The sequence below is a fragment of the Scandinavium lactucae genome (genome assembly GCF_033843265.1).
GTDB classification, from domain to species: domain Bacteria; phylum Pseudomonadota; class Gammaproteobacteria; order Enterobacterales; family Enterobacteriaceae; genus Scandinavium; species Scandinavium lactucae.
In genome coordinates this window covers 987,561-1,001,562 of sequence record NZ_JAWXRD010000040.1, presented here as the reverse complement: position 1 = coordinate 1,001,562, position 14,002 = coordinate 987,561, and the positions used below count along the sequence as shown (strand labels likewise).

The following is a 14,002-nucleotide window of genomic DNA, read 5'->3' as shown; positions in this document are numbered from 1 at the left end:
AATGATGTATCATTATTGCGAACTGGTTAATAATGAGGGCTGACGAAAATGATGAATTGTCCTATGTGCGGACAGGCTGCACATACCCGAAGCAGCTTCCAGGTTTCCAACGAAACCAAAGAGCGTTACAACCAGTGCACCAACATCGAGTGCGGGCATACGTTCGTGACGCATGAAACTTTTGTCCGTTCTGTGTGCCGTCCGCAAAAAATTAGCGCCGCGCCACCTCATCCAAAAGGTATGCAGGAACAATTTGCTTACTGAATCTGACCCGCCGATGGCGGGTTTTTTAACGGCTGTTGCCGCCATGGCTAAACGGCTGCCGCCATTTTGTCGCCACAGGCGTCAAAGGTGTGTTCTAACTGCTTGATTCATAGGGCCACGTATTTCAGGCAACAAAAAACCCATCAACCTTGAACCGAAGAGCGGCGGGGTTGATGGGCTCCACAAAATGGGGACATCAAAGAAAAGCAGTGGCACTAATTATGACTACCACCCATTCAAAAAGTTCGGCAGTTCACACTTTTTTTTTCTGCTTATTGCATTCTTCAGATTTATCCCAAGCCTGGCCAGATGACGATAATCAGCGTACCCGCAAGGGTTAACAGCACGTTAGCGATGGCGTAGGTGCCTGCGTAACCCAGAGCAGGAATGTTACTGCGTGCGGTATCGCTGATGATTTCCATCGCCGGCGCACAGGTGCGCGCCCCCATCATTGCGCCGAACAGCATCGCGCGGTTCATGCGAAGTACGTAGGCACCAAACAGGAAGCAGATAACCACCGGCACCAGGCTGACTATCAGGCCCGCGACCAGCATCTGACCGCCGATAGCGCCGAGGCCATTGCCGATACCGCTACCCGCGCTTAAGCCAACACCCGCCATAAACACCATCAGGCCGAACTCTTTCACCATATTCAGCGCACCTTGCGGGATGTAGCCGAAGGTCGGGTGGTTTGCACGCAGGAAGCCCAGCATGATCCCGGCGAACAGCAGGCCTGCCGCGTTACCGATGGCAAAGCTGAAGGAGCTGAACTGGAAGGTGATCATGCCGATCATCAGGCCGACAATAAAGAAGGCGCAGAAGGCCAGCAGATCGGTAACCTGACTGTGAATCGAGATAAAGCCGATGCGGTCGGCGATGGTTTTTACCCGGCGCGCGTCACCGCTGACCTGCAAAACGTCGCCTTTGTTGAGCACAATGCTGTCGTCAATCGGCATTTCAATCTGGCTGCGGATCACGCGGTTAAGGAAGCAACCGTGATCGGTCAACTTAATTTGTGCCAGACGACGACCGACGACGTTATGGTTCTTGACCACCACTTCTTCGGTGACGATACGCATGTCGAGCAGATCGCGGTCGAACACTTCTTTGCCGTTACGGAAGCTGGGGTCGAGGCGGGCGTGTGCATCGGGATAGCCGACGAGAGCTATTTCATCGCCCATTTGCAGTACCGCGTCGCCGTCCGGGTTCGCCAGAATACCGTTGCGACGAATACGTTCGATGTAGCAGCCGGTCTGGCGATAAATGCCGAGCTCGCGCAGGTTTTTGCCGTCGGCCCACGCCACCAGTTCCGGGCCAACGCGATAGGCGCGGATGACCGGGAGATACACTTTGCGGTTGGAATCGGTGTCCAGCCCACGCTCGCGGGCGATTTGCTGGGCGCTGGTTTGCAGGTCCTGGTGCTGAAACTTCGGCAGATAGCGTGCGCCGAGGATCAAGCTGACCAGGCCAATCAGATAGGTGAGGGCGTAACCGAGGCTCAGGTGATCGAGCGCAGTGGCCAGTTCCGGGCCAGCCATACCTGAATGACGCAGCGTGTCACCCGCGCCAACCAGCACTGGCGTGGAGGTCATCGCCCCGGCCAGCATCCCGGCGGTAAGACCGATATCCCAGCCAAACAGTTTTCCGAGACCTAAGGCCATGACCAGCGCGGAGCCGACCATCACCAGCGCCAGCATCAGATAATTCTTGCCATCGCGAAAAAATATGGAAAAAAAGTTAGGTCCGGCTTCCACGCCGACGCAGAAAATAAACAGCATAAAGCCCAGATTCAGGGCGTCAGTGTTAATACTGAAATGCTGCTGGCCTAATAACAGAGAGACCACTAAAACGCCAATGGAATTACCGAGTTGGATAGATCCTAAGCGTAATTTGCCCAGACACAGGCCCAGCGCCAGTACTACAAATAATAACAGGATGTAATTCCCATTTAACAAGTCTGCGACGTTTATATTCACGGAAGCTAACTTCTTGTTTACGAGTAAGTTGTTGAAAGGAATGGTCTTTTGGGCTAAGGTTTTTCCTGGTCAGCCAGAAAAAAACAACGACACGGCAGCCTGTGTTTCACCATCAAATAAAGGCCGTTAGTTTAATCGTTCCTGATAGCGGCGGCTAGTAACAATCGTTTGTTCTTATGTAGGCGTCACGGCAAGGAGTGCCGGAAAACTTTATCCAACGAGGCAGAGTTGAAGTTTGATAGAGACATATCAGGAGGAATTTTGAGATCTGAACGAGGTTGGGCGGGCGTTATCTGCTGTTTTGTCCTCTTTATTGTGGTGTGCCTTTACCTGTTAATGAATATGAAAGGTGCGTTCCGCGCGTCCGGGCATCAGGAACTGGGCCTGCTGTGCTTTGTTATCCCTGGCGCTGTGGCAAGTTTTCTCTCATCACGACAGCGGATTTTATTGCCGCTCGTTGGGGCAATGATGGCCGCACCGGTCTGTCTGGTGTTGATGCGTGTGTGGATTTTCTCGAACCGATCGTTATGGCAGGAACTGGCGTGGCTATGCAGTGCGGTGTTCTGGTGTGCGCTGGGGGCGCTGTGCTTTTTGTTTGTCAGCGGGTTGGTTGCAAGAATACGTGGGCGCGATTAACGCCCACGCCGTTCATTACGCGTACAGACCCAGGTTCTCTTTTGCCCAGGCTTCAAAATCAGTGAAACCACCGATGTGAGTCTGGTCGACAAAAATCTGCGGTACGGTTTCTACCGGCTTACCTACGCTCTGCTCGAGGTCAGCTTTGCTGATGCCTTCCGCATGAATATCGATATAACGATAGTTAAAATCATCACGCTCGGTGGTCAGTTTTTCTGCCAGCTCTTTAGCGCGAACACAGTAAGGGCAACCTGGACGACCAAAAATTACGGTAAACATCGTTTTCTCTCCTGAAACTGAGCCTGTCGGCGAATGGAGCCTATAATGCCCGCTCTGCCGTCGCGTTGAAAGAAGGTTGTACCTTTTGTTCCGATACCCTGGGGTTATACAGAAGACTTGTTTCGCCAAACACAGTTGCTATCCTCCCCGTTATACTCGTTAACCGGAGACTGACTATGCGCTCACTGGGCTCTTTGCCGAAAAGCGTGTTGATCCTCGAAGCCCTCGGCATGGTGCTGCTGGTGCTGGCATGGCTTTCGCTCAAACAATACGTCGCCTTGCCTGCACCGTTCGCAAGCCCTGTAGCCGGGGTAATCATGATATTTGTGGGCATCCTGTTGATGATCCCCGCCGCGGTTGCGCTGTTTCGCGGCATGGCACAGACCATCGCCCCACAGCTAATGCAACGTAACGATAAACCGACTTCGCCCGACCAGGAAAAACGTAATGACGCCGACCATTGATCTGCTGCTAAGCCACCGTTCTATTCGCCACTTTACCGACGAACCCATTTCTCAGGCGCAGCGTGAGGCGATTATCGCCAGCGCTCAGGCGGCAGCCAGCTCCAGCTTTTTACAGTGCAGCTCGATTGTGCGCGTCACCGACCCTCAGATGCGTGAACAGCTGGTGACCCTGACCGGGGGGCAAGCGCATGTCGCTCAGGCCGCTGAGTTCTGGGTTTTCTGTGCCGACTTTAATCGTCATCTGCAAATTTGCCCGGATGCCCAGCTGGGCCGCGCAGAACAGCTGCTGCTCGGGGCGGTAGACACCGCGCTAATGGGCCAGAACGCGATGATAGCTGCGGAATCACTGGGCCTCGGCGGGGTGTATATCGGCGGGATCCGCAACAGCATTGACGCGGTGACCGAGTTGCTGCACCTGCCTAAACACGTCCTGCCGTTGTTCGGCCTGTGTCTCGGCTGGCCTTCAGACGATCCGGGTGTAAAGCCGCGTCTGCCTGCCAGCATCGTGGTGCATGAAAATCACTATCATCCGGTGGATAAAGCCGAACTGGCGCGTTATGACCAGCAGATCGCCGACTATTATCTTTCGCGGGACAGCAACACCCGGGTTGATACCTGGAGCGACCATATTCGTCGCACTATCGTCAAAGAAACACGTCCGTTTATTCTCGACTATTTGCATAAACAGGGCTGGGCTATCCGTTAATGCGCGAAGCTATCCGCTAATTTCGCCGACGTGTATGATGAGCCTGCCTGTTTCAGGTCATCACAGTGAGGTGCAGGGTGAAAATAGCCATTTTGTCCAGGGACGGAACGCTCTGGTCCTGTAAACGTCTGCGCGAGGCCGCGGTAAAACGCGGTCATCAGGTCGAAATCCTCGATCCGCTTTCCTGCTATATGAACATCAGTCCGGCGGCGTCCTCTATTCACTATAAGGGTCGTCAGCTCCCTTATTTTGATGCGGTTATCCCGCGTATTGGCTCGGCGATTACCTTTTACGGCACCGCCGCGCTGCGACAGTTTGAAATTCTGGGCAGTTATCCGCTGAATGAATCCGTCGCCATCACCCGCGCCCGCGATAAGCTGCGTTCCTTGCAGCTGCTGGCCAGACAAGGCATTGATTTACCAATTACCGGCATTGCGCACTCCCCGGACGACACGCGTGACCTGATTGATATGGTCGGCGGTGCGCCGTTGGTGGTGAAACTGGTCGAAGGCACGCAGGGGATCGGCGTGGTGTTGGCTGAAACCCGCCAGGCGGCAGAAAGCGTGGTCGACGCGTTTCGCGGGCTGAACGCGCATATTCTGGTGCAGGAATACATTCAGGAAGCCAAAGGTTGTGACATTCGCTGCCTGGTGGTGGGCGATGACGTGGTGGCCGCCATTGAACGGCGGGCCAAAGAGGGCGATTTCCGTTCAAACCTACATCGTGGCGGGGTGGCGACGGTGGCGAATATTACGCCGTTAGAGCGCGAAATTGCCATCAAGGCCGCGCAAACGCTGGGGCTGGACGTTGCGGGAGTCGACATTTTACGTGCCAGTCGCGGCCCGCTGGTCATGGAAGTCAACGCTTCGCCGGGGCTGGAAGGCATCGAAAAAACCACCGGGATCGATATCGCGGGCAAAATGATCCAGTGGATAGAGCGCCATGCCAGGCCAGGTTTTTGTCTTAAAACGGGCGGATAGCACAAGATCTCATCGGTTCCGTAGCATCTGGACGCGTTTTTGCGTAACCTGTAACGGGTTCCATTAAGGTTATGCATTTATTTCACAGCAAGAGGTTTCAGGGTTTATGGATTCACTCGTCGTTCCGGGTCTGGATACGTTACGTCAATGGCTCGACGAAATGGGCATCAGCTTCTATGAGTGCGATACCTGTCAGGCGCTGCACTTGCCGCACATGCAGAATTTCGACGGTATTTTCGATGCCAAACTCGACCTGCTGGACAACGTCGTGCTGTTTTCCGCGCTGGCGGAAGTGAAGCCTTCAGCGTTGCTGCCGCTGGCCTCCGATTTATCCTCTATCAATGCCAGTTCCCTGACGGTCAAGGCGTTCCTCGATATTCAGGATGACAACCTGCCGAAGCTGGTGGTGTGCCAGTCGCTGTCGGTGAATGTCGGCGTCACCCGTGAGCAGTTCGAATGGTTCTTCCGTCAGAGCGAGGAGCAGATATCGATGGTTATCCTCGAAGCCGCTTCCCATGAACTGCTGTATAAAGGTGATGAAGAAGAGCAGCCGGTCGAACAGACGCAATTCCATTTTCTTCACTAAAGACCGCCATAATCGACGCAGTCGCCACCAGTGCGACTGCGCAAAACCCGCCAATATTCTGCTGTTAACCTCTTCTTAAAGAATTATTCACCACTCCAACGCCACTGATGGCTTATGCCATATAGTGATCTTGCATAAAAAATTGATAAAAGGCGTTTTTTGACCCGAGCTATAGCCTCGAACCCTGGCTAAAGTTATTCTTGCGAAGCCTCAAACAGGGCGCGTGAAATACTGCGTTTATCCTGATGCGGCGCGTAATATCCTGAAGCACTCGCGAGCAATACCGGCCGGGAGAGACGCTCTCTCCTTTACTATGCTGACTGAAAAAATATGCATGATTTTTGCATGCATAAAGCTGCATCTACATTGGTTCGAATGTTAACGGACGTTGAAAAGGAAAAGAGATATGACCGCCTTGAATAAGAAATGGTTAACAGGCCTGGTTGCGGGCGCGCTGATGGCAGTCTCTGCTGGTACGCTCGCCGCTGAACAAAAAACGCTGCACATTTATAACTGGTCTGATTATATCGCCCCGGATACGCTGGCGAATTTCACCAAAGAAACCGGTATTAAAGTGGTGTATGACGTCTTTGATTCCAACGAAGTGCTGGAAGGGAAATTAATGGCCGGTAGCACCGGTTATGACCTGGTGGTGCCGTCGTCACAGTTCCTGGAGCGTCAGTCTCAGGCCGGGATTTTCCAGCCGATCGATAAAAGCAAACTGCCGAACTACAAGAATCTCGATCCAGAAATGCTCAAGCTGGTGGCGCAAAACGACCACGACAATAAATACGGTATTCCGTACATGATGGTCACTACCGGCATTGGCTATAACGTCGATAAAGTGAAAGCGGCGCTCGGTAAAGATGCGCCGGTGAACAGCTGGGATTTGATCCTGAAACCGGAAAATCTCGAAAAACTGAAAAGCTGTGGTGTCTCGTTCCTGGATGCGCCAAGCGAAGTCTATGCCGCAGTGCTGCACTATCTCGGTAAAGATCCCAACAGTTCGGACCCGAAAGATTACACCGGTGCCGCGAACGATCTGCTGCTAAAGCTGCGTCCTTCCGTGCGTTATTTCCACTCTTCTCAATACATTAACGACCTGGCGAATGGCGACATCTGCGTGTCGATTGGCTGGTCGGGCGATATTCTGCAGGCGGCGAACCGCGCGAAAGAAGCCAAAAACGGCGTGAATGTTGCCTATACCATTCCGAAGGAAGGGGCGATGGTTTACTTCGATATGTTTGCCATTCCTAAGGATGCCAAAAATACCGATGCAGCGTATCAGTTCCTGAACTACCTGCTGCGACCTGACGTGGTGGCGAATATCAGTAATCACGTTTACTACGCCAACGCCAATAAAGACGCGACGCCGCTGCTGACTGCCGAAGTGCGCGATAATCCGGGCATTTATCCGCCTGCGGACGTGCGTGCGAAGCTGTTCACCCAATCCGTGTTATCGCCAAAAATCGACCGCGTGATCACCCGTTCGTGGACCACGGTTAAGACCGGGAAGTAAACCCGTCATGCCCGGTGGCGTGATGCTGACCGGGCCTGCACTCTCATATAGGCCGGGCCAGCGATGTGCCGCCCGGCAAGAATAAAACGCACCGGGTCAGTGCATCTGCACTGTGATGTTCTTTGTATGGCACCGGACCATGCAAATGTTTGTTTTTTTTACCGGAGAGCACCCTCGTGACTGACGCAATCCCACGCCCACAGGCGAAACCCCCCAAAGCGCTGACCCCGCTGCTGGAAATCCGCAATCTGACCAAATCCTTTGACGGGCAGCACGCCGTCGATGACGTCAGCCTCACTATCTATAAAGGCGAAATCTTCGCGCTGCTCGGCCCTTCGGGCTGCGGTAAATCGACCCTGCTGCGTATGCTGGCGGGTTTTGAAACCTTGACCGCCGGGCAAATCGTGCTGGATGGTGTAGACCTGTCGCAGGTGCCGCCCTATCAGCGGCCAATCAATATGATGTTCCAGTCCTACGCGCTGTTTCCGCACATGACCGTCGAGCAGAACATCGCTTTCGGCCTCAAGCAGGACAAACTGCCGAAGGCGGAAATCGCTGAGCGGGTGCAAGAGATGTTGAGCCTGGTTCACATGCAGGAATACGCCAAACGTAAGCCGCATCAGCTTTCTGGCGGCCAGCGTCAGCGTGTGGCGTTGGCCCGCAGCCTCGCCAAACGGCCAAAACTGTTACTGCTCGACGAGCCGATGGGCGCGCTGGATAAAAAACTGCGCGACCGGATGCAGCTCGAGGTGGTGGATATTCTTGAGCGTGTTGGCGTGACCTGCGTCATGGTGACCCATGACCAGGAAGAAGCGATGACCATGGCCGGGCGAATTGCGATCATGAACCGGGGCAAGTTCGTACAGATTGGTGAACCGGAAGAGATTTATGAGCATCCGACCGCCCGTTTTAGCGCCGAATTTATTGGCTCGGTGAACGTGTTCGAAGGGCTGTTGAAAGCGCGTCAGGAAGATGGCCTGGTAATTGATTCTCCGGGGCTGGTGCATCCGCTGAAGGTCGATGCCGACGCGTCGGTGCTGGATAATGTGCCGGTATACGTCGCGCTGCGCCCGGAAAAAATCATGCTCTGCGACGGAGCACCTGCTGACGGCTACAACTTTGCGGTCGGGGAAGTCGTACACATCGCCTATCTCGGCGATCTGTCGATTTATCACGTTCGCCTGAAAAGTGGTCAGATGATCAGTGCCCAGTTACAGAACGAACACCGCTATCGCAAAGGTCAGCCGACCTGGGGCGATGAGGTGCGTCTGTGCTGGGATGCCGATAGCTGTGTGGTCCTGACGGTATAGAGGAGGGCGCAATGATGAAGACTTTAGAACCTCCGGTACAAGTGAAACAGCCCGGCGGCGTTGGCGTATGGCTTGCCAAAATGCAGATGAAGCATGGTCGCAAGCTGGTGATTGCCCTGCCGTATCTGTGGCTTATTTTGCTGTTTTTACTGCCGTTCCTGATCGTCTTTAAAATCAGTTTGTCCGATATTGCGCGGGCGATCCCGCCGTACACCGATCTGTGGGAGTGGGCAGATAATCAAATCACCCTGACGCTTAATATCGGTAACTTCCTGCAATTGACCGACGATCCGCTGTATATCGAGGCCTATTTGCAGTCGTTGCAGGTAGCGGCGATCTCAACCTGTTGCTGCTTGCTGATGGGATATCCGCTGGCATGGGCGGTGGCGCACAGCAAGCCGTCGACGCGTAATATTCTGCTGCTGCTGATTATTCTGCCGTCGTGGACGTCATTCCTGATTCGTGTCTATGCCTGGATGGGGATCCTGAAAAGCAACGGTATCCTGAATAATTTCCTGCTGTGGACCGGCGTCATCGACCAGCCGCTGGAAATCCTGCACACCAATCTGGCGGTGTATATCGGCATCGTGTACGCCTACTTGCCGTTTATGGTGCTGCCGATTTATACCGCGCTGACTCGCATTGATTATTCGCTGGTGGAAGCCTCGCTCGATTTAGGTGCCAGACCGCTGAAAACCTTCTTCAGCGTGATTGTGCCGTTGACCAAAGGCGGGATCATTGCCGGGTCGATGCTGGTGTTTATTCCGGCGGTGGGTGAGTTCGTTATTCCGGAACTGCTCGGCGGGCCGGACACTATCATGATTGGACGCGTGCTGTGGCAGGAGTTCTTTAATAACCGCGACTGGCCGGTAGCCTCTGCCGTGGCAATCGTGATGTTGTTGCTGCTGATCGTGCCTATCATGTGGTTCCACAAGCATCAGCAAAAACAGATGGGAGAACACGGATGAACAACTTACCGGTAGTCCGCTCCCCGTGGCGTATTTTGATTCTACTGCTCGGGTTCACCTTCCTCTATGCGCCGATGCTGATGCTGGTTATCTACTCGTTCAACAGTTCCAAACTGGTGACGGTGTGGGCGGGCTGGTCCACGCGCTGGTATGGCGAATTGTTCCGCGATGAGGCCATGATGAGTGCGGTAGGATTAAGCCTGACCATTGCCGCCTGTGCGGCAACCATGGCGGCTATTCTCGGCACTATCGCTGCGGTAGTGATGGTACGCTTCGGGCGTTTTCGCGGCTCGAATGGCTTTGCGTTCATGATAACCGCGCCGCTGGTGATGCCGGATGTGATAACGGGTTTGTCGCTACTACTGCTGTTCGTGGCGCTCGGCCACGCCACCGGCTGGCCGTCTGACCGTGGCATGCTGACAATTTGGCTGGCGCACGTCACGTTCTGTACTGCCTATGTGGCAGTGGTTATCTCCTCGCGGTTGCGTGAACTTGACCGTTCGATAGAAGAGGCGGCGATGGATCTGGGGGCGACGCCGCTGAAGGTCTTTTTCGTTATTACTCTGCCAATGATTATGCCAGCGGTGATTTCCGGCTGGCTGCTGGCGTTTACCCTGTCGCTTGACGACCTGGTGATCGCCAGCTTTGTTTCCGGACCGGGCGCGACCACCTTGCCGATGCTGGTATTTTCCAACGTACGTATGGGGGTCAACCCGGAAATCAACGTCCTGGCGACGCTGATCCTGGGGGTGGTCGGAATTGTTGGTTTAATCGCCAGGTTTCTCATGGCAAGGTCTGAAAAGCAGCGTGTACGCGACATCCAGCGTGCAAGACGCGGCTGAACCGCTTAAAATCATTAGCGTTGTGTCATCGTCTCCCTGGTGTTTCCAGGGAGACGTTTTCATGGAAGGCCACAATTGCGATTCTTTTCTAAAACTGCGAATACACATGCCAGACCGAACGTCCCTGTCCTGGTGCAGGTGGCGGCGCTCGCTATTATTCTGATTCGTGCGCTGGATGTATTGATGATCCTCGGCCTGCTCGGTCCGCAAGGGATGATGGAGTTCGTCCATCGCAGCGTGCAGACCTGGGCGTTAACCCTGGTTTTTCTGGCCAGCCTGGTGCTGGTTTTTGTCGAAATCTGGTGTGCATTTTCGCTGATTAAAGGACGAAACTGGTCGCGCTGGCTGTACCTGTCGACCCAGGTGATCGCCGCCGTTTACCTCTGGGCTGCGTCGTTGGGCTATGGTTATCCTGAACTGTTCAGCATTCCCGGGGAATCAAAACGGGAAATATTCCGCTCGCTGGTGATGCAAAAACTGCCGGATATGCTGGTCCTGTGTCTGCTTTTTGTGCCCGCAGCCAGCCGTCGGTTTTTCCGTCTGCATTAACGGTGATACAATCCCGGCCCCTGGAATTTCAAAGGTCTTTGTATGCAGTGCGCACTCTATGATGCCGATCGCTGTCGCTCCTGTCAGTGGCTCGAACAGCCGGTGTCCCAACAGCTTGCCGCCAAAATGGCGGATCTCCAGCAACTGCTGTCCGCCTCGACGGTAGAAGAGTGGTGTGCACCGATTGGCGGCCCGGAAAGCGGGTTTCGTAATAAAGCGAAAATGGTGGTCAGCGGCAGTGTTGAAAAACCGCTGCTGGGCATGTTGCACCGCGACGGCACCCCGGAAGACCTGTGTGATTGCCCGCTGTATCCCGCTTCGTTTGCCCCGGTGTTTGCCGCGCTGAAGCCGTTCATCGCCCGGGCGGGCCTGACACCGTATAACGTCGCGCGTAAACGTGGTGAACTGAAATATCTGCTGCTGACTGAAAGCCAGCTCGACGGCGGGATGATGCTGCGGTTTGTGCTGCGCTCCGACACCAAGCTGGCACAGCTGCGCGCCGCGCTACCGGCGTTACAGGCTCAGCTGCCGCAGTTGAAAGTGATTTCTGTCAACATCCAGCCGGTACACATGGCGATCATGGAGGGTGAACAGGAAATCTTTCTCACCGAACAGCAGGCGCTGGCGGAACGTTTTAACGACGTGCCCTTGTGGATCCGTCCGCAAAGTTTCTTCCAGACCAACCCGACGGTTGCCAGTCAGCTGTACGCCACCGCGCGGCGCTGGGTACGCGAATTACCGGCGCAACATATGTGGGATTTGTTCTGTGGGGTCGGTGGATTTGGCCTGCACTGCGCCACGCCCGAAATGACACTCACTGGGATAGAAATTGCCCCGGAAGCCATTGCCTGTGCCAGGCAGTCGGCGACAGCGCTGGGCTTACACAATCTGCATTTTCAGGCCCTGGATTCCACCCAATTTGCGACCGCGCAGGGTAGTGTCCCTGAACTGGTGCTGGTCAATCCGCCACGTCGGGGAATAGGGAAAGCGCTGTGCGATTATCTGAGCGAGATGGCACCGCCGTTTATTATCTATTCCAGCTGTAATGCGCAGTCGATGGCGAAAGACGTTGGCCACCTGCCGGACTACCGGGTTGCCCGGGTGCAGCTGTTTGATATGTTCCCGCACACCGCGCACTACGAAGTGTTAACCCTGTTGATTCGCCGCTAAGCTCGCGCCGGGCAGGCTGACACCTGACCCGGCCCGGCGTTTACTTGCTCATGTTGTCTTTTTTCATGCCGTCTTTCGACATGTTATCCATTTTCCCCATACTGTCCTTTTTCATCGTCTCTTTCTTCATCCCGTCCTTGCACATCTCGTCTTTACAGGGTTTACCCATATTGTCTTTCGCCATTCCGTCATGGGACATCGCCATTTTATCTTTTGCCATTGTGTCTTTGCTCATGTTGTCGGCGGCCTGAACGTTAAACATTACCAGGGCAGAAACGGCAGCGGCGGCAAGCATCATCTTTTTCATGGTATTTCCTCGTTATTTAGGTTGGGGTTGTGTCGTCGTGAATTAGCTGCCACCAAACCAGTTGTAACCCTGGTCTTCCCAGTAACCGCCCGGGAAGCGATTGGTGACTTCAATGGATAAAACGTGTTTCGGGTTTTTGTACCCGAGCTTGGTGGGGATGCGGATTTTCATCGGATAACCGTACTTCGGCGGCAGAATTTGGTTATCCCAGGTCAGCGCCAGCAGCGTTTGCGGATGCAGGGCGGTGGCCATATCGATGCTGGTGTAGTAATCATCGGCGCAGCGGAAACTGACGTATTTCGCGCGGGTATCGGCCCCGATCAGCTGTAAAAACTGAGCAAACGGCACGCCCCCCCATTTGCCGATCGCACTCCAGCCCTCGACGCAAATATGGCGGGTCACCTGGCTTGCCTGCTGCATGTGGTATAACTCCGGCAGCGTCCAGGGTTTGGTGTCCCGCACCAGGCCACGAATTTCCAGCTGGAAGTCCCGCCCGTTGACCTGGGGGATATCGTCCTCGCCGTAAAAGGCGTTAAACGGAAAGGGGCGGGATATCTCGGATTCGGGGTATTCCGGTGCCAGATTACGGTGGCTGAAGAGAAAACCCTGCACCCGGTCGTTAAAGCGCGACATGCGGGACAGCGCTGTCTCTACGCTTTCGTTATCGCTGATATCACACCCGGTGAGCAGCATCACGCCACCCAGAGTCAAACCCTGGCGCAGCAGGCGGCGACGGTCCGGGCTTAACAGTTTCTCCGCATCTTTCACCAGATAGTGGGCGTCGCTGGCGGAGAGTGAGGTCGATTTTTTCATTCTATTGTCCTTAGCGTCCACGCAGCATGGCCAGTAACGTCCGTGGCACCAGCAGCACCATCAGCAGATGAATAATCACGAACAGGGCCATCGCACTCATGCAGAAAAAGTGGATGTAGCGCGCGGCCTCGTAGCCGCCAAGCATTTCCCGCAGCAGCGGAAACTGCACGGATTTCCACAGTACCAGCCCCGAGAGCAGTAGCCCGACGCCGAGCACAATCGCGCTGAGATAAGCCAGCTTTTGCACCATGTTGTAATGCCTCACGTCAGCGTGTTGTAACTTGCCGCGCAGGGCTGTCAGCAGGTCATCGCGCAATTGGCGTACAGAAAGCGGAAAGAATTTGCGGCGGAAACGACCGCTTAGGATGCCGAGCGTCAGATAGACTGCGCCGTTAATCACCAACACCCACATCATGGCGAAGTGCCATTGCAGCGCCCCGCCGAGCCAGCCGCCGAGGGTGAGGCTCGCCGGAAAGTCGAAATCAAACAGCGGAGAGGCGTTATAGATTCGCCAGCCGCTGAACATCATGCCCGCGATGGCGACGGCGTTGACCCAATGGCAGCAGCGCAGCCACAGCGGGTGGATCTTTTCTGGACGCGATGAGGACATGGTGGATTCTCCCCGGATGACAT

17 protein-coding genes are annotated in these 14,002 nt (G+C 54.7%); 12 read left to right on the top strand and 5 right to left on the bottom strand.

The window, feature by feature from the left end; genetic code table 11:
* The first annotated feature begins 48 nt into the window (after positions 1-48).
* Positions 49-264, top strand: a complete 216-nt coding sequence (locus SIK69_RS22545; RefSeq protein WP_058842448.1) for an ogr/Delta-like zinc finger family protein — start codon at positions 49-51, stop codon at positions 262-264.
* A gap of 290 nt (positions 265-554) precedes the next feature.
* On the opposite strand, the gene SIK69_RS22540 is transcribed toward SIK69_RS22545, so the two are convergent.
* A complete protein-coding gene (locus SIK69_RS22540; protein WP_319629769.1) occupies positions 555-2,240 on the bottom strand; it encodes an aspartate:alanine antiporter in 1,686 nt (561 codons plus the stop codon).
* A gap of 261 nt (positions 2,241-2,501) precedes the next feature.
* On the opposite strand from SIK69_RS22540, the gene SIK69_RS22535 reads away from it, so the two are divergent.
* Entirely contained in the window at positions 2,502-2,876 is a 375-nt protein-coding gene (locus SIK69_RS22535) for an inner membrane protein YbjM (protein ID WP_319629770.1), read from the top strand.
* Between the two features lie 15 nt (positions 2,877-2,891).
* Here the strand turns inward: SIK69_RS22535 and SIK69_RS22530 are convergent, their stop codons facing one another.
* Positions 2,892-3,155 carry a GrxA family glutaredoxin gene (locus SIK69_RS22530; RefSeq protein WP_319787168.1) on the bottom strand — a complete coding sequence of 88 codons (264 nt, stop codon included), beginning with the start codon at positions 3,153-3,155 and terminating at the stop codon, positions 2,892-2,894.
* Between the two features lie 176 nt (positions 3,156-3,331).
* Here SIK69_RS22530 and SIK69_RS22525 point away from each other — a divergent pair, with 176 nt between their 5' ends.
* The 10 genes from SIK69_RS22525 (at position 3,332) to rlmC (ending at position 12,249) form a co-directional block, all read left to right on the top strand.
* Positions 3,332-3,619, top strand: coding sequence for a DUF1418 family protein (locus SIK69_RS22525; RefSeq protein WP_319787167.1), 288 nt, complete (start codon positions 3,332-3,334; stop codon positions 3,617-3,619).
* Positions 3,603-4,325, top strand: coding sequence for an oxygen-insensitive NADPH nitroreductase (nfsA, locus tag SIK69_RS22520; RefSeq protein ID WP_319787166.1), 723 nt, complete (start codon positions 3,603-3,605; stop codon positions 4,323-4,325). The genes SIK69_RS22525 and nfsA overlap by 17 nt, the downstream gene beginning before the upstream one ends.
* Before the next feature lie 77 nt (positions 4,326-4,402).
* The gene (rimK, locus tag SIK69_RS22515; protein ID WP_319629774.1) at positions 4,403-5,305 is read left to right on the top strand and encodes a 30S ribosomal protein S6--L-glutamate ligase; all 903 of its coding nucleotides are present in this window, start codon (positions 4,403-4,405) and stop codon (positions 5,303-5,305) included.
* A gap of 106 nt (positions 5,306-5,411) precedes the next feature.
* Positions 5,412-5,891: a type III secretion system chaperone family protein gene (locus SIK69_RS22510; protein WP_319629775.1), complete on the top strand. Its 480-nt coding sequence runs from the start codon at positions 5,412-5,414 to the stop codon at positions 5,889-5,891.
* Positions 5,892-6,297: 406 nt separating this feature from the next.
* Entirely contained in the window at positions 6,298-7,410 is a 1,113-nt protein-coding gene (potF, locus tag SIK69_RS22505) for a spermidine/putrescine ABC transporter substrate-binding protein PotF (RefSeq protein ID WP_319629776.1), read from the top strand.
* 176 nt (positions 7,411-7,586) lie between these two features.
* Complete coding sequence (gene potG, locus SIK69_RS22500) at positions 7,587-8,720, top strand: putrescine ABC transporter ATP-binding subunit PotG (RefSeq protein ID WP_319629777.1); 1,134 nt, start codon at positions 7,587-7,589, stop codon at positions 8,718-8,720.
* 14 nt (positions 8,721-8,734) lie between these two features.
* Positions 8,735-9,688: a putrescine ABC transporter permease PotH gene (potH, locus tag SIK69_RS22495; protein ID WP_319787237.1), complete on the top strand. Its 954-nt coding sequence runs from the start codon at positions 8,735-8,737 to the stop codon at positions 9,686-9,688.
* Positions 9,685-10,530 carry a putrescine ABC transporter permease PotI gene (potI, locus tag SIK69_RS22490; RefSeq protein WP_319787165.1) on the top strand — a complete coding sequence of 282 codons (846 nt, stop codon included), beginning with the start codon at positions 9,685-9,687 and terminating at the stop codon, positions 10,528-10,530. Before potH ends, potI begins: the two co-directional genes overlap by 4 nt.
* A gap of 75 nt (positions 10,531-10,605) precedes the next feature.
* On the top strand, positions 10,606-11,079 hold the full coding sequence (locus tag SIK69_RS22485; protein WP_319787164.1) for a YbjO family protein: 474 nt from the start codon (positions 10,606-10,608) through the stop codon (positions 11,077-11,079).
* 42 nt (positions 11,080-11,121) lie between these two features.
* Positions 11,122-12,249: a 23S rRNA (uracil(747)-C(5))-methyltransferase RlmC gene (gene rlmC, locus SIK69_RS22480; protein WP_319787163.1), complete on the top strand. Its 1,128-nt coding sequence runs from the start codon at positions 11,122-11,124 to the stop codon at positions 12,247-12,249.
* A 40-nt stretch (positions 12,250-12,289) separates the two neighbouring features.
* On the opposite strand, the gene SIK69_RS22475 is transcribed toward rlmC, so the two are convergent.
* Genes SIK69_RS22475 through SIK69_RS22465 form a run of 3 tightly spaced genes read right to left on the bottom strand, consistent with a single transcriptional unit; the run spans position 12,290 to position 13,979 of the window.
* Entirely contained in the window at positions 12,290-12,556 is a 267-nt protein-coding gene (locus tag SIK69_RS22475) for a hypothetical protein (protein WP_319629781.1), read from the bottom strand.
* 42 nt (positions 12,557-12,598) lie between these two features.
* Positions 12,599-13,369 carry a molybdopterin-dependent oxidoreductase gene (locus SIK69_RS22470; protein WP_319787162.1) on the bottom strand — a complete coding sequence of 257 codons (771 nt, stop codon included), beginning with the start codon at positions 13,367-13,369 and terminating at the stop codon, positions 12,599-12,601.
* 10 nt (positions 13,370-13,379) lie between these two features.
* Positions 13,380-13,979, bottom strand: coding sequence for a cytochrome b/b6 domain-containing protein (locus tag SIK69_RS22465; protein WP_319787161.1), 600 nt, complete (start codon positions 13,977-13,979; stop codon positions 13,380-13,382).
* Positions 13,980-14,002: the final 23 nt, after the last annotated feature.

Coding starts and splice junctions, on each gene's coding strand:
- SIK69_RS22545 (WP_058842448.1), top strand. CDS start 49: ATGATGAATTGTCCTATGTGCGGACAGGCTGCACATACCCGAAGCAGC.
- SIK69_RS22530 (WP_319787168.1), bottom strand. CDS start 3,155: ATGTTTACCGTAATTTTTGGTCGTCCAGGTTGCCCTTACTGTGTTCGC.
- SIK69_RS22525 (WP_319787167.1), top strand. CDS start 3,332: ATGCGCTCACTGGGCTCTTTGCCGAAAAGCGTGTTGATCCTCGAAGCC.
- nfsA (WP_319787166.1), top strand. CDS start 3,603: ATGACGCCGACCATTGATCTGCTGCTAAGCCACCGTTCTATTCGCCAC.
- SIK69_RS22510 (WP_319629775.1), top strand. CDS start 5,412: ATGGATTCACTCGTCGTTCCGGGTCTGGATACGTTACGTCAATGGCTC.
- potF (WP_319629776.1), top strand. CDS start 6,298: ATGACCGCCTTGAATAAGAAATGGTTAACAGGCCTGGTTGCGGGCGCG.
- potH (WP_319787237.1), top strand. CDS start 8,735: ATGAAGACTTTAGAACCTCCGGTACAAGTGAAACAGCCCGGCGGCGTT.
- potI (WP_319787165.1), top strand. CDS start 9,685: ATGAACAACTTACCGGTAGTCCGCTCCCCGTGGCGTATTTTGATTCTA.
- rlmC (WP_319787163.1), top strand. CDS start 11,122: ATGCAGTGCGCACTCTATGATGCCGATCGCTGTCGCTCCTGTCAGTGG.
- SIK69_RS22475 (WP_319629781.1), bottom strand. CDS start 12,556: ATGAAAAAGATGATGCTTGCCGCCGCTGCCGTTTCTGCCCTGGTAATG.
- SIK69_RS22470 (WP_319787162.1), bottom strand. CDS start 13,369: ATGAAAAAATCGACCTCACTCTCCGCCAGCGACGCCCACTATCTGGTG.
- SIK69_RS22465 (WP_319787161.1), bottom strand. CDS start 13,979: ATGTCCTCATCGCGTCCAGAAAAGATCCACCCGCTGTGGCTGCGCTGC.